Annotated in this window: 23 protein-coding genes; 10 read left to right on the forward strand and 13 right to left on the reverse strand. The window is 68.4% G+C overall.

What is annotated here, in order from left to right; genetic code table 11:
- The first annotated feature begins 77 nt into the window (after positions 1 to 77).
- The 4 genes from ACP2AH_RS09685 to ACP2AH_RS09700 all read left to right on the forward strand — a co-directional run bounded on the left by ACP2AH_RS09685 (position 78) and on the right by ACP2AH_RS09700 (position 2,263).
- On the forward strand, positions 78 to 230 hold the full coding sequence (locus ACP2AH_RS09685; RefSeq protein ID WP_425105610.1) for a DUF5993 family protein: 153 nt from the start codon (positions 78 to 80) through the stop codon (positions 228 to 230).
- A gap of 10 nt (positions 231 to 240) precedes the next feature.
- A complete protein-coding gene (locus ACP2AH_RS09690; protein WP_425105611.1) occupies positions 241 to 831 on the forward strand; it encodes a disulfide bond formation protein B in 591 nt (196 codons plus the stop codon).
- A gap of 190 nt (positions 832 to 1,021) precedes the next feature.
- Positions 1,022 to 1,315 (forward strand): hypothetical protein, encoded by a 294-nt coding sequence (locus tag ACP2AH_RS09695; protein WP_425105612.1) that lies wholly within the window; start codon positions 1,022 to 1,024, stop codon positions 1,313 to 1,315.
- Between the two features lie 3 nt (positions 1,316 to 1,318).
- Entirely contained in the window at positions 1,319 to 2,263 is a 945-nt protein-coding gene (locus tag ACP2AH_RS09700; RefSeq protein ID WP_307021726.1) for an AEC family transporter, read from the forward strand.
- Between the two features lie 11 nt (positions 2,264 to 2,274).
- Here the strand turns inward: ACP2AH_RS09700 and ACP2AH_RS09705 are convergent, their stop codons facing one another.
- From ACP2AH_RS09705 to sdhC, 10 genes are all read right to left on the reverse strand, one after another.
- Positions 2,275 to 3,492 carry a glycerophosphodiester phosphodiesterase family protein gene (locus ACP2AH_RS09705; protein WP_425105684.1) on the reverse strand — a complete coding sequence of 406 codons (1,218 nt, stop codon included), beginning with the start codon at positions 3,490 to 3,492 and terminating at the stop codon, positions 2,275 to 2,277.
- A 129-nt stretch (positions 3,493 to 3,621) separates the two neighbouring features.
- Positions 3,622 to 4,293, reverse strand: coding sequence for a DUF2161 domain-containing phosphodiesterase (locus tag ACP2AH_RS09710; protein ID WP_425105613.1), 672 nt, complete (start codon positions 4,291 to 4,293; stop codon positions 3,622 to 3,624).
- A gap of 21 nt (positions 4,294 to 4,314) precedes the next feature.
- Entirely contained in the window at positions 4,315 to 5,028 is a 714-nt protein-coding gene (locus ACP2AH_RS09715) for a spermidine synthase (protein WP_425105614.1), read from the reverse strand.
- Positions 5,029 to 5,114: 86 nt separating this feature from the next.
- A complete protein-coding gene (mdlC, locus tag ACP2AH_RS09720; RefSeq protein ID WP_425105615.1) occupies positions 5,115 to 6,746 on the reverse strand; it encodes a benzoylformate decarboxylase in 1,632 nt (543 codons plus the stop codon).
- 156 nt (positions 6,747 to 6,902) lie between these two features.
- Complete coding sequence (gene gluQRS, locus ACP2AH_RS09725) at positions 6,903 to 7,781, reverse strand: tRNA glutamyl-Q(34) synthetase GluQRS (protein ID WP_425105616.1); 879 nt, start codon at positions 7,779 to 7,781, stop codon at positions 6,903 to 6,905.
- 4 nt (positions 7,782 to 7,785) lie between these two features.
- On the reverse strand, positions 7,786 to 8,400 hold the full coding sequence (locus ACP2AH_RS09730; RefSeq protein ID WP_425105617.1) for a LysE family translocator: 615 nt from the start codon (positions 8,398 to 8,400) through the stop codon (positions 7,786 to 7,788).
- 77 nt (positions 8,401 to 8,477) lie between these two features.
- On the reverse strand, positions 8,478 to 9,260 hold the full coding sequence (locus ACP2AH_RS09735; RefSeq protein ID WP_244450319.1) for a succinate dehydrogenase iron-sulfur subunit: 783 nt from the start codon (positions 9,258 to 9,260) through the stop codon (positions 8,478 to 8,480).
- Positions 9,261 to 9,281: 21 nt separating this feature from the next.
- Complete coding sequence (gene sdhA / locus ACP2AH_RS09740; RefSeq protein ID WP_425105618.1) at positions 9,282 to 11,123, reverse strand: succinate dehydrogenase flavoprotein subunit; 1,842 nt, start codon at positions 11,121 to 11,123, stop codon at positions 9,282 to 9,284.
- Positions 11,124 to 11,127: 4 nt separating this feature from the next.
- Positions 11,128 to 11,526 carry a succinate dehydrogenase, hydrophobic membrane anchor protein gene (sdhD, locus tag ACP2AH_RS09745; RefSeq protein WP_425105619.1) on the reverse strand — a complete coding sequence of 133 codons (399 nt, stop codon included), beginning with the start codon at positions 11,524 to 11,526 and terminating at the stop codon, positions 11,128 to 11,130.
- Positions 11,527 to 11,528: 2 nt separating this feature from the next.
- Positions 11,529 to 11,921, reverse strand: a complete 393-nt coding sequence (gene sdhC, locus ACP2AH_RS09750) for a succinate dehydrogenase, cytochrome b556 subunit (RefSeq protein WP_425105620.1) — start codon at positions 11,919 to 11,921, stop codon at positions 11,529 to 11,531.
- A 305-nt stretch (positions 11,922 to 12,226) separates the two neighbouring features.
- Here sdhC and ACP2AH_RS09755 point away from each other — a divergent pair, with 305 nt between their 5' ends.
- The 4 genes from ACP2AH_RS09755 (at position 12,227) to ACP2AH_RS09770 (ending at position 17,207) form a co-directional block, all read left to right on the forward strand.
- Positions 12,227 to 13,567, forward strand: a complete 1,341-nt coding sequence (locus ACP2AH_RS09755) for an alpha/beta hydrolase family esterase (RefSeq protein ID WP_425105621.1) — start codon at positions 12,227 to 12,229, stop codon at positions 13,565 to 13,567.
- 329 nt (positions 13,568 to 13,896) lie between these two features.
- Positions 13,897 to 15,861 (forward strand): M23 family metallopeptidase, encoded by a 1,965-nt coding sequence (locus ACP2AH_RS09760; RefSeq protein ID WP_425105622.1) that lies wholly within the window; start codon positions 13,897 to 13,899, stop codon positions 15,859 to 15,861.
- The gene (locus tag ACP2AH_RS09765; protein WP_425105623.1) at positions 15,861 to 16,520 is read left to right on the forward strand and encodes an alpha/beta hydrolase; all 660 of its coding nucleotides are present in this window, start codon (positions 15,861 to 15,863) and stop codon (positions 16,518 to 16,520) included. Before ACP2AH_RS09760 ends, ACP2AH_RS09765 begins: the two co-directional genes overlap by 1 nt.
- Before the next feature lie 129 nt (positions 16,521 to 16,649).
- Positions 16,650 to 17,207, forward strand: coding sequence for an HNH endonuclease (locus ACP2AH_RS09770; RefSeq protein ID WP_244450312.1), 558 nt, complete (start codon positions 16,650 to 16,652; stop codon positions 17,205 to 17,207).
- A gap of 11 nt (positions 17,208 to 17,218) precedes the next feature.
- On the opposite strand, the gene ACP2AH_RS09775 is transcribed toward ACP2AH_RS09770, so the two are convergent.
- Positions 17,219 to 17,755, reverse strand: coding sequence for a disulfide bond formation protein B (locus ACP2AH_RS09775; protein WP_425105624.1), 537 nt, complete (start codon positions 17,753 to 17,755; stop codon positions 17,219 to 17,221).
- A gap of 332 nt (positions 17,756 to 18,087) precedes the next feature.
- Here ACP2AH_RS09775 and ACP2AH_RS09780 point away from each other — a divergent pair, with 332 nt between their 5' ends.
- Both ACP2AH_RS09780 and ACP2AH_RS09785 read left to right on the forward strand, forming a co-directional pair.
- Entirely contained in the window at positions 18,088 to 19,410 is a 1,323-nt protein-coding gene (locus tag ACP2AH_RS09780) for a UDP-glucose dehydrogenase family protein (protein ID WP_425105625.1), read from the forward strand.
- A 91-nt stretch (positions 19,411 to 19,501) separates the two neighbouring features.
- A complete protein-coding gene (locus ACP2AH_RS09785) occupies positions 19,502 to 20,590 on the forward strand; it encodes a YihY/virulence factor BrkB family protein (RefSeq protein WP_425105626.1) in 1,089 nt (362 codons plus the stop codon).
- Between the two features lie 20 nt (positions 20,591 to 20,610).
- On the opposite strand, the gene ACP2AH_RS09790 is transcribed toward ACP2AH_RS09785, so the two are convergent.
- Both ACP2AH_RS09790 and ACP2AH_RS09795 read right to left on the reverse strand, forming a co-directional pair.
- Positions 20,611 to 21,231, reverse strand: a complete 621-nt coding sequence (locus tag ACP2AH_RS09790) for a TPM domain-containing protein (protein WP_425105627.1) — start codon at positions 21,229 to 21,231, stop codon at positions 20,611 to 20,613.
- Complete coding sequence (locus ACP2AH_RS09795; protein WP_425105628.1) at positions 21,231 to 22,058, reverse strand: TPM domain-containing protein; 828 nt, start codon at positions 22,056 to 22,058, stop codon at positions 21,231 to 21,233. The genes ACP2AH_RS09790 and ACP2AH_RS09795 overlap by 1 nt, the downstream gene beginning before the upstream one ends.
- Position 22,059 lies beyond the last annotated feature (1 nt).

Here is a 22,059-nt window from a genome sequence, read left to right on the forward strand (position 1 = left end):
GCGTCATGACTTTGCGGTATAATCCTGCTCTTGTGTGTCGATGGTAGCCGCGCCAGCGCGAGGAGTGCAGCCTGATGATGAGCCTTCCCTTTTTTGGGTTCTGCGTCGCCCTCGGCTTCGCTGCCACCGGCCAGCGAGCTCTCGCACTCGCGGCGGGGCTGGTGTCGATCGTGGTGCTGCTGACGCTGTTCAAGCTGCACGTCACCTCCGCGCTCGACATCGTGCTGTGAGGACGCGGCTATGACTCACGAGAAAGCCCCCGTACTGACCCCGGACCTGTCGCGACTGCTCAACGCGCTCGGCCTCATCGCCGTCGGCGCGGTGCTGCTGGTCGCGTTCTACGACCAGTTCGTCGGCGGTGAACTGCCCTGCCCGCTCTGCATTTTGCAGCGCGCCGGCTTTGTCGGCGTCGGCGTGGGCCTGGCGCTGAACCTGAAGTTCGGCCCGCGCCCGAGCCATTATGCTCTCGCCATTCTCTCCGCCATGGCCGGCGGCGCGGTCGCCGCCCGGCAGGTGCTGCTGCACATCGTGCCCGGCACCGGCACCTTCGGCGCGCCGTTTCTCGGCCTGCATTTCTACAGCTGGGCGCTGCTGCTGTTCATCGTCATCATTGCCGGATGCGCGCTGCTGCTGCTGTTCGACCGGCAATTCGAGCCGGCCCCGCGCCTCTACAAACTCGGTGGGCTGGGGCTTTTCGCCTTCGCGCTCATCGCCCTGCTGGCGCTGGGCAATGGCGTCTCCACTGTGCTCGAATGCGGCGGCGGCCTGTGCCCGGACGATCCGGTGGGCTATCAACTCCTTGAGGGCGCGGTGCCGGCCCCGACGCCCTGAGCGCAGACGGGGAAGGGCGCCCGCCATTGACGGCGGCGCGCGCGGCGCCTAGTTTCCCTGCCATGATGATCGCTTCGATCGAGACAGCGCGGTTTTGCGCGGGACGGCGAATTCGCCGCCCGGCCGACAGGTTCGGCCGGGTTTTCTGAACGCACGCCCTCCCGAATTCTCGTCATCATCGGACGTACCCATGCCTGCCGCTCTGTGCCGTCACCGCCTCGTCGTCGAGGCGGACGCTCATCCCAATCTCATGCTCCGCCTGCTGGAGCCTTTCGCCATCCACGATGTGCAGCCCACCCGCATCCGGCTGGACGGTCCGGAAGATGGCCGGATCGACCCTGCTCGCCTTGGCACGCTGCGGGCGGAAATCGCCTTCGTCGCCGGGCCGGAGCTCGCCGAGCGGCTGTGGGCGCGCATTGATGTGATGGTGCCGGTGCGCACCTCCCACCTCGTCTCCAGCGCCTCCGGCGAGATCGCGGCCTAAGCGATGCTGGCCCAGCTCGGCGCCATCGCCCTTGTCGTGGCGCCGGTCTTCGGCCTCATCGGGCTCGGCTTCATCGCTTCCGTCTCCGGGCATCTGCGCGAGCGCGCCGCCGAGGGCCTGTCCGAATATGTGTTCGGGCTGGCGGTGCCGGTTCTCATCTTCAAGACCCTGGCCGAGGCGCAGCTTCCGGCGGAGGGTCAGCCCTGGGGCTACTGGATCGCCTACTTCACCGGCGCCTTCACCGTCTTTGCCCTCGGCATGCTGGCGGCACGTCGGCTGTTCGGGCGGGGCCACCTCGAATCGGTGATCCAGGGCTTCACCTCGGGGCAGGCGAACACCGTATTCGTCGGCGTGCCGCTCATCCTCCAGGCTTTCGGGCCGGAGGGCGCGGTGCCGCTCTTCCTGCTCATCGCCATCCATCTGCCGATCATGATGGTACTGGCCACCGTGCTGGCCGAAGGCGCGGCGGCCGGCCTGTCGCTGAAGACGATGCGCCAGCTTGGCCGCATGCTGGCGCTCAACCCGATCCTGCTCGGCATCTATGCCGGCGGCATCGCCAAGCTCACGGGCTATATGCCGGGCGGCGTTCTGAAGCAGACGCTCGATCTGCTCGCCGCCTCCGCCGTACCCTGCGCGCTGGTCTCGCTCGGCCTCGCTCTCCACCGCTATCCCGTGCGGGGCGATGTCGGTCCGGCCGTGCTCATCACCGTGCTCAAGCTCGGTGTGCACCCAGCCATCGTCTATGCGCTGACCCGCGTGCTGCCGATGCCGCCCGTCTGGGCGGATGTGGCGGTCGTGTTCGCCGCCATGCCCTGCGGCATCAACGCCTATCTGCTGGCCCAGCGTTACGGAACCGGCGTCGCCGCCTCCGCCAGCGCGGTCTCGCTGTCGACGGCGGTGAGCCTGTTCACCGTAACGCTCTGGTTCCTGATCCTCGGTGTCAGCTGAGAGGCCCGCCCTCAGTTGAGCTTCATGCAGTTGGCATAGAAGGTGGTGGTTGCCGGCCAGTCGGAGAACACGCCGATCACGCCGATGTCGCGGGCCAGCACGTCGAGCAGCGTCAGCATGTCGCCATCGCGGTCGATCACCGGCTTGACCGACTGGTAGTAATAGCCACCCCCGGTATTGAGCGGGCCGGAACGCTCCAGCGACCAGCTGATGAGGCCGAGCCCGGCCTTCTTCGCTTCCTCGGCATAGACGGAGGGCACGATCCGGCCGTCCTTATGGGTCACCAGCATCCACAGCGGCGGGGCGAGGATCTTCACGCCCTTGTCCGCCAGTTCCTGCATGGAGGGATGCCAGGTCTCGGGCTTCATATTGTCGAAACCCTTGCTCTCCTCGTCGCGCCCGTCGAGATAGACCGCCTGCGCGCCGAAGGCCGGCTCGGCCTTCAGCCAGTAGAGCACGTCGTCGAGGCGGAACGACTGCGCGTAGACATCGCGCGGGTCGACGCCGGCCGCCTTGTACTCATCGATCATCTGCTGGGCGTAGTGCTCCTGAGTGTAGTCACCCTCGAAGGGCATGGCGGCTTCCGGGGTCTTCAGCTCTGGGGTGAACTTCAGGCCGAGCGACTTCACCAGCGCGATATACTCCTTGTGAGACACCAGCGTCGCCCGGTTCACATAGAGATCGGTGCGCCAGCTCGGCGTGCCGTCCATATATTCCTGGGGCGTGACGCCTCGCGGATTGAAGCCGTCCATCTTCGGCCGCAGCGATTTGAACTCGGCCAGCGTCAGGTCGCTGGTACAGCATTTGGCGCTGGCCTTGCGCCCGGTGGCGGGGTCGGCGGGCTGGAAGCCTTCCGAGCATTTCGCCGCGAGTTCGGGCCGGGCCAGGATGTCCGTCGTGGTGTGCAGGTCGCACTGGGAATGGCGGCACACCAATTCGCGGTCCTTGGTGAAGGCGACATCGCACTCGATCACGCCGGCGCCCATGCGCGCGGCGGCGAGATAGCCTTCGCGCGTGTGCTCGGGAAACTGCAGCGGAGCGCCGCGATGGGAGATGGAGAAATTCTTCGCCGTGAACGGGCCCTTGCACTGCGCCAGCTGGTCCTTCAGCGCCCCATCCTTCATTTCGCCGACGAGATAGAACGGACGCGGGCCGATCTCGATATCGCTTATCGCAGCGCTTCCGTTCTCGGCCGCCGCCGGCGCGGCCAGCGCGAGCGCGAACAGCACCGGGACAAGCGGTCGGGCAGCAGGGCGCAGCGTTGCGCGCAAGGCGTGGAAGAAGGTCACGGAGCTCTCCTGTCGGCTCGGGCGATGCGCGTTGCTATCCCGCCGCGGTGACAGGGGTTTGACGCGGCGTCAGCCGGCCCCCTCCTCCCGGGGCGGCTGCGGCCAGCGTGCCAGCGCCTCATGCCCGGCCGGGGTGAGGGCGTAGACGCCGCGCTCGGCACGAGCGAACCAGCCATAGACATTGGAAAGCAGGATCTTGCCGGCATCCGGCGCGTGCGGGCGCAGGTCGCGCGGGCGCGCCGGTCCCGCTGCGAGCGCGGCCGCGCAGGCCAGCGCCTGCTGGCGATAGGCGGTCATCACCGGCACGCGCGAGCCGCCACCGACCGCCGGATCCCCCTGCCGACGCCGGTGCTCGGCGACCAGACGCGAGCGGCGGCGCGGGTCCTTGCGCGGCATGGGCGCGTCCGGGGCAACGAGGATCGTCACCTCGCCATCGGGCAGCACGGCAAGCATGCCGAAGCCGAGCCGGCGGCAGAGATTGCGGAAGCGCGCATCGCTCTCGCGACCCTTGCCGCGCGCGGAGGCCCGCGCCGCCAGCCACACCTCGTCGCTGGCGCCGGCACGATCGACCGCCTGAAGGACCAGCTCCAGATTGAAGCTGAGCTTCAGTTCGCCGATCACCACCACCGGCGTCTCGTCATCGGACAGCGCCACCAGATCGCAGCCGCCGATCTCCCCTTTCACGGTGAAGCCGCGCTGTTCGAGAAAGCGCTTGATCGGCAGATAGAGCGAGGTCTCCATAATGGCCTCCGCGCGCCGGCGTCAGGAGCGGCGCGGCGGACGGGCCGCCACGGGGGGCGCACGCTTGGCCGGCTTCTCCGCCAGCCAGATGACATGGCGCGCACCGCTTTTGCCATGAGCGCGCACCCGCGCCTCCTCCACCGCGAAGCCGGCCCGGCGCAGGCGAGCGGTGAAGCCGCTGTCCGGCGCCGAGGACCACACCGCCAGCACCCCGCCCGGCCGCAGCGCCGCCCATGCCGCGCCGAGGCCTGCGGGGCTGTAGAGCCCGTCATTGGCCGCCCGCGTCAGCCCGCCCGGCCCATTGTCGACATCGAGCAGAATGCCGTCATAGCGCGCGCGCCCGTCTCCGATGAGCCGGGCCACGTCCCCCTCCGCCAAGGTGACGCGGGGGTCGGTCAGGCTGTCGCCAAACAGCGGCGCCATCGGCCCCCGCGCCCAGTCGATCACCGCCGGCACCAGTTCCGCCACGATGACCTCGGCGTCAGGGCCCACCTCCCCCAGCGCGGCGCGCAGGGTGAAGCCCATGCCGAGCCCGCCGATCAGTAGCGACAACCCCCGACGCGCCCCGAGGCGACCGCAGACAAGCGTGGCCAGCGCCTGCTCCGAGCCACTGAGGCGGCTGTTCATCAGCTCGGTGGCCCCGGCCATGATGGAGAATTCATCGCCCCGCCGCTTGAGGCGCAGCTCGCCGCCATCGGGCACTTGGGCGGTTGCGAGCACGGTCCAGGGAATCATCGGTCATCTCGGCAGAGGGCGTCCCCCTCGGTAGCCCCGATCCGGGCCACCGGGCAAGGACGCCCGTCCGCCACCTTGCTCGCCGGTCAAATCAGCGGCGGGATGGACGGGTTGATCGGCACCTCGAACACGGTCGGTCCCTTGGCGGTGAAGGCCGCCGCCACCCGCTCCTTCAGAAGGCTGAGATCGCTGATCCGCTCGGCGGCGCAGCCAAAGCCCTTGGCGAGGCTGACGAGGTCGAGGCCGGGAATGTCCAGCCCCGGCACGCCGGGCGTCTCCTCCAGCACGGCGAAGGATTTGAGGATGCCATATTCACCATTGCGCAGCGCCAGGATCACCAGCGGCAGCTTGCTCTGCGCCGCCGTCCACAGCGCCTGCAGCGAATATTGGAACGAGCCGTCGCCGACGATCAGCATCACTGGCCGGTTCCGCCCGGTGTCGCGCTCGCCCAGCGCGATGCCGACCGAGGCCGGCAGGTTCCAGCCGAGCCCGCCGCTGGCGAAAGTGAAGAAGGTCGCCGGCTCGGTGATCGGCCAGTGCGTGTGCAGGTCGGCGAGGTTGGAAGGCGATTCCTCCACCAGCACCGTGTGCGGCAGCCGCACTTCGGCCAGCGCCGCGAATACCTCGGCGGCAGTGGGTACATCGCCCCCGGACGCCGGAGACTCCGTCGCCGGATGCGGCGCCATGCGGTGCACCAGCTTCTCGCGGGCGGCGCCGGTGGCCGCACGCGCGCTCACCAGCTCGGCCAGCCCGCGCGTCGCCAGCACCGCATCGCCCACAAGGCTGTCGCCGACCGGCGCCCGCGACGTCTCCGCCGGGTCGTCGCTGATGTGCAGCAGCCGCAGACCCTCGGGCAAATAGTCGCCGGCGACATAGGGGTAATAGCGGAACACCGGCGCGCCGATGACGATGGCGACATCGTGCCCCTTCAGCTTCGCGCTGAGCGGGCCGATGGCGAAGGGCAGCCCGCCGGCATAGAGCGGGTGATCCTCCGGGAAGGGGCAGCGCTCGCTCGCCGGTGCCGCGAACACGGTGGCGTCGAGCTTCTCGGCCAGCGCGATCGCGTCCGCCCAGCCCTCGCCGCGGTCGATGGCGGCGCCGAAGATCAGCGCCGGGTTGGTGGCGCCGGAGAGGATGTCGGCGAGTTCCTTCAGCCGGTCCGGGTCGGGCGCGATGCGGTGGCTCACCGTGCGCACCACCGCGCGGCCTTCCAGCGGCTTGTCCCAGTCATCGAGCGGCAGCGAGAGAAACACCGGCCCGGCCGGCGCCTGCATCGCGGTGGCGTAGGCGCGCATGAAGGCGGCGGGCACGTCTTCCGGCCGCGCCGGCTCATAGGCCCACTTCACCCAGGGGCGCGGCAGCTGCGTCGCGTCGACATTGGTCAGCCACGGCTCCATCAGCAGCATTTCGCGCGTCTGCTGGCCGGCGGTGACGATGAGCGGCGTCTTGTTGAGGGCGGCGGTGATGAGGTTGCCCATCGCATTGCCGAGCCCGGCGGCGGTGTGGACATTGACGATCGCCGGCTTGCCGGTCGCCTGCGCATAGCCATCGGCGATGGCGATGGCGGAGGCCTCCTGCAAGGCGAGGTGATAGGTGAAATCGGCCGGGAAATCCTTGAGGAAGGTCTCCTCGGTCGAGCCCGGATTGCCGAAGAAGGTCGTCAGCCCAAGGTCACGCAGAAGGTCATACGTGACCGAACGCACGGTTGAACCCGTCATCTTGTCCCCCACGGCGGCCCCCGCAGGCCGCGCGTCGCTGTGCCCCCCCCGCAACCACCATGTCGCGGCGCCGGGCGGCCAAAGCTTCCCGATTATGCCGGGGAACTCAACCCCGTTCGTTCGCGTGCGAGCGAAGCATGCGGAAAAATTACCGCGCTACCGTAGACCTTCCAGCGCCGTGCGGCGCACCTCGGCGGGCGACATTCCCCCCGCCCGCAGCGCGGCCAGGCTCTGCGAGCCGATGGATTTGGAGAGCTTGCGCCCTTCCGCGTCGAGCAGCAGCGCATGATGGGTGTAGAGCGGCGCGGGCAGGCCCAGCAGCACCTGCAGCAGCCGATGCACCGAGGTTGCCGCCTTGAGGTCCGCGCCGCGCACCACATGGGTCACGCCCTGCAGCGCATCGTCCACCACCACGGCCAGGTGATAGGAGGTGGGCACCTCCTTGCGGGCGAGGATGACGTCGCCCCAGGCCAGCGGATCGGCGGCGACGAGGCGGGTCGTGCCGCCGGCCGCCTCCACTTCCTGCCAGCCAAGCGGCCCGGCCACCGCCACCGCCGTCTCCACCGCCCGCGCCATGTCGAGGCGGAGCGCATAGGGCTCGCCCGCCGCCACGCGCCGTGCGCGCTCCGCCGCACTCATCGCCGCGCGGGAGAACGGGAACAGCGGGGCCCCATCCGGGTCGCTCGGCCAGCCCGACCGCTCCGCTACCGCACGCCGGATATCGCCACGGGTCTCGAAGCTGGGATAGATCAGGTCCAGCGTCTCCAGCCGGGCCAGTGCGGACCGATAGTCGGCAAAATGTTGGGATTGCCGGCGCACCGGTTGCTCCCAGTCCAGCCCGAGCCAGGCGAAGTCTTCGTAAATGCCGGTTTCGAATTCCGGCCGGCAGCGGGTGGCGTCGATATCCTCGATCCGCAGCAGCAGCCGGCCCCCGCTGGCCCGCGACAGCGCGTCATTGATCAGCGCGGAGCGCGCATGGCCGAGATGCAATTGCCCGTTCGGGCTCGGCGCAAAGCGGAAGACGGGACGGGACACGGTGTCAGCGGACCGCCACCACCGCGACGCCCGCACCCACCATCACGCCGCCGGCGGTGCGGTTGACGCGGCGCACCACCTTGGGCGTCCGCAAGAGCCGGCGTGCACGACCCGCCAGCAGCACATGGCCGCCAACCACCACGAGTTCGACGGCCAGGATGACAACGGACAGGCTGGCGAGTTGGCTAAGCGTCAGGGACGGCCCCACGACGTTCGGCAGCAGCGCGACATAGAATAACGGCATCTTCGGATTGCCGAGATTGAGCGCGACGCCGGTGGCAAAGTCCGGTAGCAACCCGCGCCGCGCCGCCATGGGCGCTAAATCCGGTACCACCGGCGGGGCGGTCCATAGCCGTACGCCCATCCACACCAGCCACACGGCGCCGGCATAGCGCAGCGCCGTCATCAGCCAGCCCATTTCCTGCGCCAGCAGAGAGAGGCCGCAGGCAGCGAGACCGAGAAAAATGAGCACCCCGGCGACCGTGCCGGCCCCATAGGCAAGCCCAGAGGGCGCGCCATGCGCGAGCGTCCGCGCGACAATGGTCATGTTGTCCGGGCCAGGACTCCCGGCGAAGACGAAGAAGGCCGCCGCGAAGGCGAGCAGCGTCGAGACATCCATGGTCATCTTCCCCCGGCGCAGCGGCGCAGCGGCGCGCCGGAAGCCGAGGATAGAAGCTCCGCCGCCCGGCGTTAAGCTCAGAACTGGCGCGCCACCATCATCTTCTTGATTTCGGCGATAGCCTTGGCCGGGTTCAGCCCCTTCGGGCAGGCCTTGGCGCAGTTCATGATGGTGTGGCAGCGATAGAGCCGAAACGGGTCTTCGAGGTCGTCCAGCCGGTCGCCGGTGGCCTCGTCGCGCGAATCGATGAGCCAGCGATAGGCCTGCAGCAGCGCGGCGGGGCCGAGATAGCGGTCGCCATTCCACCAATAGCTCGGGCAGGAAGTGGAGCAGCAGGCGCAGAGAATGCACTCATACAGCCCGTCCAGCTTCTCGCGGTCGCCGCGCCCCTGACGCCATTCCTTTTCCGGCGCCGGAGTCTCGGTGTGCAGCCAGGGCTCGACCGAGGCGTGCTGGGCGTAGAACTGGGTGAGGTCCGGCACCAGGTCCTTCACCACGGGCATGTGCGGCAGCGGGTAGATCTTGACCGCCGAGGCGTCCACGTCGTCCATGCTCTTCAGGCAGGCGAGCGTGTTGGTGCCGTCGATATTCATCGAGCAGGAGCCGCAAATGCCCTCGCGGCAGGAGCGGCGGAAGGTGAGCGTCGGGTCGACCTTGTTCTTGATCCAGATCAGCCCGTCGAGCACCATCGGCCCGCAATCGTCGCGGTCGACATAATAGGTATCGACGCTTGGATTCTTCCCGTCATCCGGGTTCCAGCGGTAGATCTTGTACTCCGTCAGCCGGTTGGCGCCGGGCGGCTTCGGCCACACCTTGCCTTCGACAAGCTGCGAGTTCTTGGGAAGCGTGAGCTGGACCATGGCGAGCGATCGTTCTCCGGCTCAATACACCCGCTTGCGCGGCTCGATGTACTGGATGTCGTTCGACAGCGTGTAGGTGTGCACCGGCCGGTCGTCGAGCCGCACGGACTGCGTCTCGAAATCCATGAAGGCCAGCGTGTGCTTCATCCAATGGGCGTCGTCGCGCTCGGGATAATCCTCGCGCGCATGGGCGCCGCGGCTCTCGGTGCGGGCGGCGGCGCTTTCCATGGTCACGCTCGCCTGCGCGATCAGATTGTCATATTCCAGAGTCTCGATGAGATCGGAATTCCAGATCAGCGAGCGGTCGGTGACGCGGATGTCGCTCGAGCCGGCGAACACGCCAGCGATCAGCTTGCGCCCTTCCTCCAGCACCTCACCGGTGCGGTAGACCGCGCAATTGTTCTGCATCACCTTCTGCATGGACAGACGCAGTTCAGCGGTCGGCGTGCCGCCCTGGGCGTTGCGGAAATGGTCGAGGCGGGCCAGAGCGAGGTCGGCGGAGCCGGGAGGCAGCTCACGCTGCTTGTCGCCCGGCGTCAGCAGTTCGGCGCAGCGCAGCGCCGCCGCGCGGCCGAACACCACGAGATCGGTCAGCGAGTTGGAGCCGAGCCGGTTGGCGCCATGGATGGAGACGCAGGCGCATTCGCCCACCGCCATCAGCCCGGGCACGACATGATCGGGGTTGCCGTGCTTCTTGGTGACGACCTCGCCGTGGAAGTTCGTGGGAATGCCGCCCATGTTGTAATGCACGGTCGGCAGGACCGGGATCGGTTCCTTGGTCACGTCCACGCCGGCGAAGATCTTCGCGCTCTCGGAAATGCCCGGCAGGCGCTCATGCAGGATCGCCGGGTCGAGATGGTCGAGGTGCAGGTAGATGTGGTCCTTGTTCTTGCCGACGCCGCGCCCCTCGCGGATTTCCATCGTCATGGAACGGGAGACCACGTCGCGCGAGGCGAGGTCCTTGGCCGAGGGGGCGTAGCGCTCCATGAAGCGCTCACCCTCGGCATTGGTGAGGTAGCCGCCCTCGCCGCGCGCGCCCTCGGTGATCAGGCAACCCGAGCCGTAAATGCCGGTCGGGTGGAACTGCACGAACTCCATGTCCTGCAGCGGTAGCCCGGCGCGGAGCACCATGGCATTGCCGTCGCCGGTGCAGGTGTGGGCTGAGGTGGCGGAGAAATAGGCTCGGCCATAGCCGCCGGTGGCGAGGATCACCGTCTGGGCGCGGAAGCGGTGGATCGTGCCGTCGTCCATCTTCAGCGCGATGAGGCCGCGGCACCGGCCATCCTCATCCATGATCAGGTCGAGGGCGAAATACTCGATGAAGAACTCGGCCGAGTGCTTCAGCGCGGCGCCGTACAGCGTGTGCAGGATGGCGTGGCCGGTGCGGTCGGCGGCGGCGCAGGTGCGCTGCGCCGGGCTCTTGCCATAGTCCACCGTCATGCCGCCGAAGGGGCGCTGGTAGATGCGGCCTTCCTCGGTACGCGAGAACGGGACGCCCCAGTGTTCCAGCTCATAGACGGCGGCGGGGGCATGACGCACGAGATATTCGATGGCGTCCTGGTCGCCCAGCCAGTCCGCCCCCTTCACGGTGTCGTACATGTGATAGCGCCAGTCATCGGCGCCCATATTGCCGAGCGAGGCGGCGATGCCGCCCTGCGCCGCCACCGTGTGCGAGCGCGTCGGGAACACCTTGGTGACGCAGGCGGTGCGCAGCCCCGCCTCGGAACAGCCGACGACGGCGCGCAGCCCCGCGCCGCCAGCGCCCACCACCACCACGTCATAGGTATGGTCAGTGATGGGATAAGCCGCACCGAGCGGCGACGCCCCGTTGGCGGCGCCATTGGCGGAAGAAGTCCCGGCCATGGTCTCAGCCTCCGAAACTGATCTTGAGGACGGCAAACGCACCGGCGCTGCCGACCGCGATGGTGAAGAAGGTGTTGGCGATCAGCGCGAGCACCTTCAGCCCCTCCGTGTGGACATAGTCCTCGATCACCACCTGCATGCCGATGCGCATGTGGAAGCAGATCGAGAACAGCAGCAGCAGAAGCACGATGGCGACCAGCGGATGGCCGATGATGGCCACCACCTGCGCCTGCTCCTGACCTGCTGCCACTATTACGATGGGCAGGGCGATCAGGATCAGCAGAAGATTGCCGATCGCGGTAAGGCGCTGCAGCCAGAAATGGCCAGTGCCGGAGCGCGCCGAGCCGAGGCCGGCGACCCGCCGGCGCGGCGTGCGCATGGAAGAACCCGGGGAAACGCTCATGATCAGCCCTTCACCAGCCAGATGACCACCCACATGATGACGGTCAGCGCGACCGAGCCGCCGATGGTGAGCTTGGCGAACAATTCGCGCGGCCCGGGGCCGAAGCCCGCGCCCGTATCCCAGACAAAGTGGCGGATGCCGCCCAGCGCATGATGGATCAGCGCCCAGCTGTACCCCACCAGCACCAGCAGCCCCAGCCAGCTGCCGTAAAGCCCGTTAACGGTGCTGAAGGCCTGGCCGGAACTGGCGGCGGCCAGCAGCCAGATCACCAGCAGCGCCGTACCGAAATACAACGCGATACCGGTGATGCGATGCACGATGGACATCATCATCGTCAGCATCGGGCGGTAGATTTGCAGATGTGGGGAAAGGGGCCGCTCGGCCGCTCCTGCCATGTCGGTGTCCCAGATCACTCAGGAAGATGAAGTGTGCGTAGCGGAAACGATTGCAGTTCGCAATCATTCCAAAGGCAAATCCTATCGTTCGTCCGCGCACCCTCTTTCAGGTTGCGCTGCAGCGCGCGCACCCTAGCGCAACCGCGCCGGCTCGCGCACCCCCCTTTTCGCCAACACGGCGCGCGGAGGAAAGCTCCACGAAAGCTGCCGCTGACGGGCTGTTAACCATCTTTGCCTTTTAATTGACGGAAATCCGCCGTCTGTAGGGGTATTGCGGAACCCGCCGATCCGAGGTCGCGCCGTCCATGCTTTTTGCGAAACCCAGATGCCTGCTGGGCGCAGCCCTGGCGATGTTCCTCGCCCTTGGCGGGTTCGCTTGCTCCCCGGCCGAGGCCCAGGCTGACGACGCGCCGAGGGATTCGGTACGCAGTCTGGTCTCCGGCGGCCTCTCCCGCGAGTTCATCCTGCACCGTCCGGCAAACGCCGGTCCCGGCCCGCTGCCGCTGGTGATCGCGCTGCACGGCGCGCTGCAGCCGGCCGGAATGATGCAGCGCTACCTCGATCTCGACGCTATCGCCGACCGCGAGGGCTTCATTGTCGCTTACCCCAAGGGCATGAACCTCCTGTGGAATGACGGCCGCAGTTCGATCGCCGGCTTCATTCCGCTGTTGCACAAGCGCGACGATGGCCGCTTCGTGCTCGACGTGCTGGACACGTTGGTGGCGGAAGGCATCGCCGATCCCTCGCGCGCCTACCTCATGGGCTTCTCCAATGGCGGCTTCCTCACCGCCTATGTCGCCTGCAACTATGCCGACCGCTTCCAGGCCTATGCGACGATGATGATGACGGTGCCGGTCGGCTATACCGAGAGCTGCCGTCCGTCGAAGCCGGTGCCGATCCTGCTGATGAACGGCACTTATGATCCCATCGTGCCGATGTTCGGCCGCCCCACCCCCGGCGCCCGGCTGATGTCGGCGGACGCAACCGCCGCCCTGTTCGCCCGGCTCGACGGCTGCGACGCGCCGGACATCTCCAGGACCCCGCAGGCCCGCATCACCCGCTGGAACAATTGCGCGCCCGGCGCCGCCGTCGCTTATTACGAGATCGCCGGCGGCCACCAGCCGCCCGCGCAGTCGACCGATGCGGTGGACGCGCTCGCCTCCGTGCTGCTCGGGCCGCGGCGCAGCGGGCTCGACGCACCGGAAGAGATCTGGAGCTTCTTCAAGCGTTTCGGCGGCACCCCGGCAGTGGAAATCGCGACAGTCGCGCCCGCCACCGCAGCGCCCGTGGCCGCCACCTCCAACATCCGCACCGCAGCGCCCGCGCGCACGGCGACCCCTGCCCGGCCGAGCCTGCGTGAGCCGACGACGCTCGCCAACGCCTGGGAGGGCATCGTGCCGGAAGCCGAAACGCGTGACACCGGCACGTCCGCCGCCACCGCCTTTGCCGCAGCGGAGGCCAAGCCGGCGCTCCACAGGCCGCTTGCGCCCGGCGCACCGCTGCCTTTGCAGGCAGGTTTCGGGCAGGGTGGATTCGTTCAGGCCGGCGCGGGGCAGGCAGCTACACCGGCCACCGCGACCCGCCTCGCGCAGGTGCCGCTGCCGCCACCCTCCCCGCTGCGCGCCCGGGCCGCCAGCGCCCAGTAGCCCCCCCCCCCCCCCCCCGCCATCCTTTTGCCGCGAGGCCCCGCTTTACATCGGGACTTCGCCGCTCGGCGTCCGCGTCGAATCGATGACGGGCCGGGTTGACGGGCGCGATCATGGGCGGCATCGTCCCTCCATCGGTCGCAGGGGTATTTTAAAACCTCTCGGCGCGTCCTTGCGCAAGCGACCGCTTGCCGGGCCGGATCACAGAGCCAGCGCCCAGCGGGGTGCCGGGCCGACTGCACGAGCGCCGCCGGGCGCCGTTGGAAACATGCGAGCGCACCCCGGTCCTCGACCGCGCGGCGCGCCACGAGGGAAGGCGGGGAAGCCTGTTGGAGACGAGGCGCGGACTGGCAGGCGCGAGGCGTGGGAACCTCGCGGCGTTCGATCTCGGCGACGAGCCCCCGCTCGGCGTCGATGGCGATGCCGAAGAGCCGATCAACCGCCGCCGCATCTCCATCCGCTGGCTGATGGCGACGCTGCTCACCGGCATTTGCGGTGCGGCGCTGATGGGCGGCGCGGTCTATGCCGCGCTCGATGGCGAATACCGCTTCGCCCAGTCGCCGGAGACGGTGCGCTCGGCGCTGCGCGGCACGCTGGCGGCGGGCGAGCGCCCCTCCAACGTCGCCCGCAAGGGCGACCGCATGTCCATCCTCTCCGAGAGCTTCAGCGCCAAGCAGACGCTGCGCCTGTCCACCACCGTCAAGGATGGCGACCGCGAGGTCATCAAGGTACGCGCCGTCACCAAGGTGGCGACCAACCTGGCCCAGAGTGTCACCTCCGCCTCGGTCGACGTGCCGCGCTTCAACCCGGCCAAGCTGATCGCCGAATCGACCAATGACGACGCCGATGCGGTGCAGGCCGAACCCACCGGCGACCTCACCATCGTTCTGCGCGACATCGCCGCGCTTCCGCCCAGCACACGCTTCGCCGCCGAGCTGCCGATGGAAGACGTGCTGATGAAAGTGCGCGAAACTGCCGAATTCAGCTTGCCCACGGCCGACGCTCGCGCACCGGCCTTCCCGAGCGTCGGCATGATGGCCTATGCACCGTCCGGCGCCGCCGATCCGCTGAACGCGCTGCATCAGCCCGAGAACATGTCGGCGGTCGACAAATCGGCCGAGGATGCCTCAGGCGGCAATGACTGGTCCGAGCGCACGGTGGTGGCGAAGCCGGGCGACACCGTCGCCTCCATCCTCATCGACCTCGGCGTGCCGGATGTCGCTGCCAATGGCGCGGCGCGGGCCTTCGGCACGCGTGAGCTTTCGGGCAAGCTGGCCCCGGGCCTGCGGCTCAAGGTGCTGCTCGACAACGCCACCGAGGGGGCGATGCCACTGCGCGTGGCGGTGTTCGGCGAGAGCGGTCATCAAGGCACGGTGGCGCTGTCCGACAGCGGCACTTTCCTCCCCGTTCAGGAAGCGAGCGACACCCAGCTCGCCGATCTCGGCCCGGACGATGGCGACGAGGACAGCGGCGGCGGGCGCATCACCCTTTATGACAGCATCTGGGAGACGGCACTGCGCCACGAGGTGCCGCGCCCGGTGATCGAGAGCATGATCCGCGTCTATTCCTTCGACGTGGATTTCCAGCGCCGCGTGCGCGCCGGCGATTCGCTCGAAGTGCTCTATGAGCCCGACGAGGCGGGCGGCGCCGGCGGCGTGCTTTATGCGGGCCTCACCGTCGGCGGCGAGGAGCGGCGCTATTACCGCTACCAGACCCCCGATGACGGGCTGGTCGATTTCTATGACGACGCGGGCAAGAGCGCGAAGAAGTTCCTGGTCCGCAAGCCGCTCTCCGGCGGCCAGCTGCGCTCGGGCTTCGGCATGCGCCGCCATCCGATTCTGGGCTATAGCCGCCTGCATTCGGGCGTCGATTGGTCCGACCGCACCGGCACGCCGATCTACGCCGCCGGCAATGGCGTGATCAAGAAGGCGGCGTGGACCTCCGGCTATGGCCGCCGCATCGAGATCCAGCACGCCAATGGCTATGTCACGACCTATTCGCACCAGTCCGGCTTCGCCAAGGGCATCCGCGAAGGGGTGCGGGTGCGCCAGGGGCAGCTCATCGGCTATATCGGCTCCACCGGCCTCTCCACCGGCGCGCACCTGCATTACGAAGTGCTGGTGAACGGCCGTTTCGTCGATCCGATGCGCATCCGCCTGCCGCGCGGTCGGGCGCTGGACGGGCGCATTCTCGCCAGCTTCGAGAAGGAGCGTGCCAATATCGACACGCTGCTGAACCACAGCAGCGCGCCGCGCGTGGCTTCCAGCACTGCCGGCGACGCCGAGACCAATTGATGCTTGATGGTCCCCGCCTTTCGCCCCGCTCCGGCGGCCCCGCCACCTCGCTGGTCGTGCTGCTGCACGGTTATGGCGCCGACGGGCGTGACCTGATCGACCTCGGCGACTATTGGGCGCCGCTTCTCCCGAACACCGCCTTCATCTCGCCCCATGCCCCGGAACCGCTGGCCATCGCCCCGGTCGGCCGGCAATGGTTCGGCTACACCGAACGCAATGATCGCGAGCGCTGGGTCGGGGTGCAGAGTGCGCAGAGGGCGCTCGACAGCTTTCTCGACGCCGAGCTGGCGCGGCTGAACCTGCCCGGCTCACGCCTCGCGCTGGTCGGCTTCAGCCAGGGCACGATGATGGCGCTGCATGTGGGCCTGCGCCGCAAGGTCGCGCCCGCCGGCATTGTCGGCTTCTCCGGCATTCATGTCCTGCCGCCCGAGGGCGCGACGGCCGCCTTCGCGGAGGAGATCACCGCCCGCCCTCCCGTGCTGCTCATCCATGGCGACCTCGACCAGGTGATTCCGCCCATGGCGCTGCCGCGCGCGGTGGAAAGCCTGCAGCAGCAGGGCGTCGTGGTGCGCGCGCACCTGTCCAATGGCCTCGCCCACGGCATTGACGGCACCGGGCTCTCTCTCGCCGGCACTTTCCTGACCGAGGTCCTGGCCTGAAGCTGGCCAAACGCGGCCAATTGCGGGCCGGCGCTTCACAAGACTGACACGCTCCCTATAGACTATTGCCGTGCGTCACGCGGCGCCGACTCGAGCGACCGTGCGGACGTTCCTGACAGGGAGCGAGCGTTGACGGCGACTTTGTCTCCGGGTGCCTGGCCTGCCCTCGTGCTCAATGCCGATTACCGGCCTCTGAGCTATTACCCCCTTTCGGTCTGGGCGTGGCAGGACGCCATCAAGGCGGTGTTTCTCGACCGAGTGAACATCGTCGAATATTACGAGCGGCAGGTCTCCAGCGCGACCTTCCAGATGCGGCTGCCGAGCGTCGTCTCGCTCAAGACCTTCATCCGCCCCTCGCGCCAGCCGGCCTTCACCCGCTTCAACGTCTTCCTGCGCGACCGCTTCACCTGCCAGTACTGCGATTCCCGCGAAGACCTGACCTTCGATCACGTCATCCCGCGCTCGCGCGGCGGCCAGACCACCTGGGAGAACGTCGTCGCCGCCTGCTCGCCCTGCAATCTGCGCAAGGGCAGTCTGATGCCGGAGGCCGCCCATATGGTGCCGCGCCAGAAGCCCTATCAGCCCAGCGTGTTCGACCTGCACCAGAACGGCCGCCACTTTCCGCCGAACTACCTGCACGACAGCTGGATGGACTATCTTTACTGGGACACCGAACTGGACCCGTGAGCCGCGACGGCTCACGCCTTGGCCGTCGCGCCCCACATCGCCACCACCAGCAGCGACGCCGCGATGAAGGCGTTGTAGCCGGCGAGGGAAAGGCCCAGCAGCCGCCAGGGCGCCTCGTCGCAGCGCACCACCCGCGCTGTCTGCAACTGGCCGAGCAGGTTGCCGCCCCCCACGGCCGGGCCAGCGCCCGAACAGGTTTCCGGGCCGGCCCACAGGCCCCATTCCACGCCGGCATGGTAGACGGCGAGAAACGCGCCGAGCGCCATCAGCATGCCGGCAAGCGCCAGCGCCACCCGCGCCAGCCCCTCCTTGCCGAGCCCCCCGCACAGCGCGCCGATGAGCGCCACCGGAACGCCGATATAATAGGGAATGCGCTGTTCGAGGCAGAGCGGGCACGGCGCCAGCCCGACCACGAGCTGAAAATACCACGCCCCGCCCAGCGCTCCGGCGCCGATGGCGGCGACCACCAGCCCGGCAGTGAGCTGCCGGCTGCGCACCGCGCGGCGGGCGTCGGCGGAAGGGACGGTGGCGGGAGACGTGGCGGTCATGGCGCGTCACTCATGCTGGCAAGCCGCTGGGCAGCGGCCGGACGCCATTACTAGCCGCTCGCCCCGCCGGCGCAAATGGGACCGAACATCACGTCTGACGGATGATGCCGGTGGCCACATCGCCGCGCGCCGAGCGCGGCGAGACGGGTCGGGCTGAGCCACGGACAACGCCACGCCTCTGTCGTTCGGACGACGCACAAGACTGGCATTCTCCCGCCCCCGAAACCGACCGCCGCCGCAACCCTCGAAATGCCTGGCGCGATTGGCTAAAGGAATGAAAGACTTGCGACGGGCGGCAGGAGCCTCCACCGTCAAACGGATTGAGAACACATATGCGCGTCGCGATGATCGGCACAGGTTATGTCGGCCTGGTCTCTGGCACCTGCTTCTCCGACTTCGGCCACGACGTCACCTGCGTCGACAATGACACGTCCAAGATCGAGCGGCTGAAAGCCGGCATCATGCCGATCTTCGAGCCCGGCCTCGACGACCTCGTCGCCCGCAACGTGGCCGGCGGCCGGCTGCACTTCACCACCGATCTTGCCGCCGCCGTGGCCGACGCCGAAGTCGTGTTCATCGCCGTGGGCACACCCTCGCGCCGTGGCGACGGGCATGCCGACCTGTCCTATGTCCACGCCGCCGCCCGCGAGATCGCCCGGGCGGCCAAGGGCTTCACCGTAGTCGTCACCAAATCGACCGTGCCGGTCGGCACCGGCGCCGATCTTGAGGCGATCATCCGCGAGGAGGTGCCGGAAGCGGATATCGCCGTCGTCTCCAACCCGGAATTCCTGCGCGAAGGCGCGGCGATCGAGGACTTCAAGCGGCCGGACCGCATCGTCGTCGGCACGGATGATTCGCGGGCGCGGGAAGTGATGGCCGCGCTCTACCGCCCGCTGTCGTTGAACGCGGCGCCGCTGCTCTTCACCGAGCGGGCCAATGCCGAACTGATCAAATACGCCAGCAATGCCTTCCTCGCGATGAAGATCACCTTCATCAACGAGATGGCGGATCTGTGCGAAAAGGTCGGTGGCGACGTGCAGGAAGTGGCGCGCGGCATCGGGCTCGACCGCCGGATCGGGTCGAAATTCCTGCATGCCGGCCCCGGCTATGGCGGCTCCTGCTTCCCGAAGGACACGCTGGCGCTCGCTCGTACGGCGCAGGAAGCCGGCACGCCGCTGCGCCTCATCGAAACCGTCACCACGCTGAACGAGACCCGCAAGGCGGCCATGGGCCGCCGGGTGCTGGAAGCGCTCAGCGTGCCGCCGCGCGGCGCCACCGTCGCCGTGCTCGGCCTCACCTTCAAGCCGAACACCGACGACATGCGCGACAGCCCGGCGATCAACATCGTGCAGTCGCTCATCGACCGGGGGGTGAAGATCCGCGCCTATGACCCGGCCGGCATGGAGGAGGCGCGCAAGGTCCTGCCCGAGGGCATCCATTACGCCACCGGCGCCTATGAATGCGCCGAGGGCGCCGACGCCCTCGTCATCGTCACCGAATGGGACGCCTTCCGCGCGCTCGATCTCGACCGGCTGAAAGCGCAGCTGCGCAGCCCCATCGTGGTCGATCTGCGCAATATCTACCCGCCCGAAGACCTCATCCGCCGCGGCTTCACCTATGTCGGCATCGGCCGGGGCGATCTCGCTTCAAGCTGAGCCGGGGAACGGCATCCCCCCCGTCGCGTTCTCTCCCCGATCCATACGCGGATACGGTGACCACGAGTCACCACCGGCAGGACAGGGAGGGATGAGCGGCGTGCACACCCGGGACAAACGCGCGCTGTGGAGCGCGGCCCTTAGCGGCGCGGCGATTGGCGCCATCGTCGCAATGGCTTTTCGTCCAGGCGGACGCGCGGGCTCCGACACCGTTTCATCCGCTTCCTGGGCGGAAGCCGGGCGCGGGCGGGCCGCCACCCGCCCCACTGAGATTCCGGCGAGGGGCTGGCGCGACATCGTGCTGCGCACGGGCAAGGCCTTTTTCACCAACCGGGTGCTGAGCCTTGCGGCCAGCGTCACCTTTTACGCGCTTCTCGCCACCTTCCCCGCGCTTGCCGCCATCATCTCGCTCTATGGGCTATTCCTGAATCCGGCGACCATTCAAGGCCAGCTCGAAGCGGCCGCTTGGGTGCTGCCGTCCGGCGCCATCGAGGTGATGCGCGACCAGATACTGAGGCTGACCGCAACGGAGACGGCGAGCCTCGGCTGGCGCTTCCTGTTCAGCCTCGGCGTGGCGCTGTGGAGCGCGAATGCGGCGACCAAGGCGATGATCGAAGCGCTGAACCTCGTCTATGAGGAGGAAGAGCGGCGCTCTTTCCTCCGCCTGACGCTGATCACGCTCACCTTTACCGTCGGCGCCGTGCTGTTCGTCGTGATCGCCCTGGCGACGGTGGTCGTACTACCGCTGCTGCTCAACGTGCTGCATCTTCCCCAGGGAACGGAGCGGCTGATCGCGCTGCTGCGCTGGCCGGCCCTGGCAGTGATCGTCGCGCTGCTCATCACCATCGTCTACCGCTTCGGCCCCTCGCGCGAGCGGCCGCAATGGAGATGGGTAAGTATTGGCAGCGCCGTCGCCGCCGTGCTGTGGCTCGCCACCTCGGCCGGCTTCTCCTGGTATGTGAGCCGCTACGCCTCCTATGAGCAGACCTACGGGTCGCTCGGGGCGGTGATCGGGTTCATGGTGTGGATCTGGCTTTCTATGTCGGTACTGCTGCTGGGCGCGGAGCTCAACGCCGAGATCGAACACCAGACCGCGCGCGACACCACCACCGGCCCGCCTTTGCCGCTCGGCCTGCGCGGCGCGCATATGGCGGACACGATCGGCGCGGCGCAGGACTGAGCCGCCTCAACGTGCCGCTCTCAAAGCACGATCATGCGGTCCGGCAGTTCATTGGCGTCGCCGGGGACTGATGGCACATGAAGGGCGAGGATGCGCCCGGCCACCGCAACGCCGTCGGCCAGCCCGTCACCGAGCCGGCCCTCGCGGGCACCCGACAGCACGGCGGCGCAAACGCCCTCCCAGGCGTCATGCCCCACCTGGCCGTGGATCGCCTCGTCAGCGACGACCTCGACCAGATGGTCGGCGGGCGCCACCAGAATCAGCACCCCGGTTCGCCCGCGCGTCTGATGCACGCCGAGTGTAAGAAAATGGTCGATGGCTGCCGCCCGGCCCGCTTCCTCGCGGGCGAAGCGCGGTACGGTGAAAGCGCCGAGCGGGGTGAAAATCAGCGCCGCGCCGGCGAGGATGAAGGCGCAGGCCTGCAGCGACAGCAACATCGGCGTGTCGAGCGCGGTGAACAGCGCCAGCGGCCAAGGCAGCACCAGCGCCAGCAGCGCCGCCCACATCAACCCGTAAAAGCCGTGGCTCACCAGTGGCCGGGTGAGCACGACGACGCGAATCTCGCCCGCCGTCCCCGCCTCTGCAGCGGCGATGGCAGCGGCAACCCGCGCATGTTCCGGCTCGCTCAAACCGCCCGCCATCACCAGCTCCCCGAGGCGCCGCCGCCGCCGGAGGAGCCTCCGCCACCCGAAAAACCACCGCCACCGCTGCCACCGGACCAGCCGCCACCGCCGCTGCGGCGCGACCAGTCCCAGCCGGCGGCGCCGCCAGTGAGAGCGCCCGCGCCGCGCCGCCCGCGCGTGCGCAGATGGCCGGATTTGGCCTGGCGGTAGAACACATAGGCCCAGAAGGCGACCATCAGCACGATGAAGACGAGATGCGCCCAGTCCTCCGCGCTCATCTCCGGCTCGGCGGCGGTGCGTGCCCGTGCCTTCGCCTCTTCAGGGTCGAGATTGAGCACCTCGATCACCGCGTCCGCTCCCTTTTCGATGCCGCCCGCGAAATTGCCCTGGCGGAATTCGGGGAGAATCGCGGTCTGGATGATGGTGCTCGCCACCGCGTCGGGCAGCACGCCTTCCAGCCCGTAGCCCGTCTCGATGCGCACCCGCCGCTCATTGGGCGCGACCAGCAGCAGCACGCCGTTGTTCTTGTCGGCCTGGCCGAGCTTCCAGAACCGGAATAAACGGTTGGCGTAGTCCTCGACCGATGTGCCCTCAAGCGAGGGCACGGTGGCGACGACGAACTGGTCGGTGCTGCGTGCCTCCTGCGCGGCGAGCTTCGCCTCCAGCGCCGCACGGGCGTCGACGGTCAGCACCTGCGCGGCATCGACGACGCGGCCGGACAGCGCGGGAAAGGTCAGTTCTGCCCGCGCCCTGCCCGTACCGAGTGCGAGGCCGGCGAAAGCCAGCCCCACCAGCAGCCAAAGCGCGGCGGCACGGCGCAGAGGTCGCGGCAAGAGGACCCACATG

It is taken from the genome of Ancylobacter sp., assembly GCF_965249975.1.
Taxonomy (GTDB): Bacteria; Pseudomonadota; Alphaproteobacteria; order Rhizobiales; family Xanthobacteraceae; genus Ancylobacter.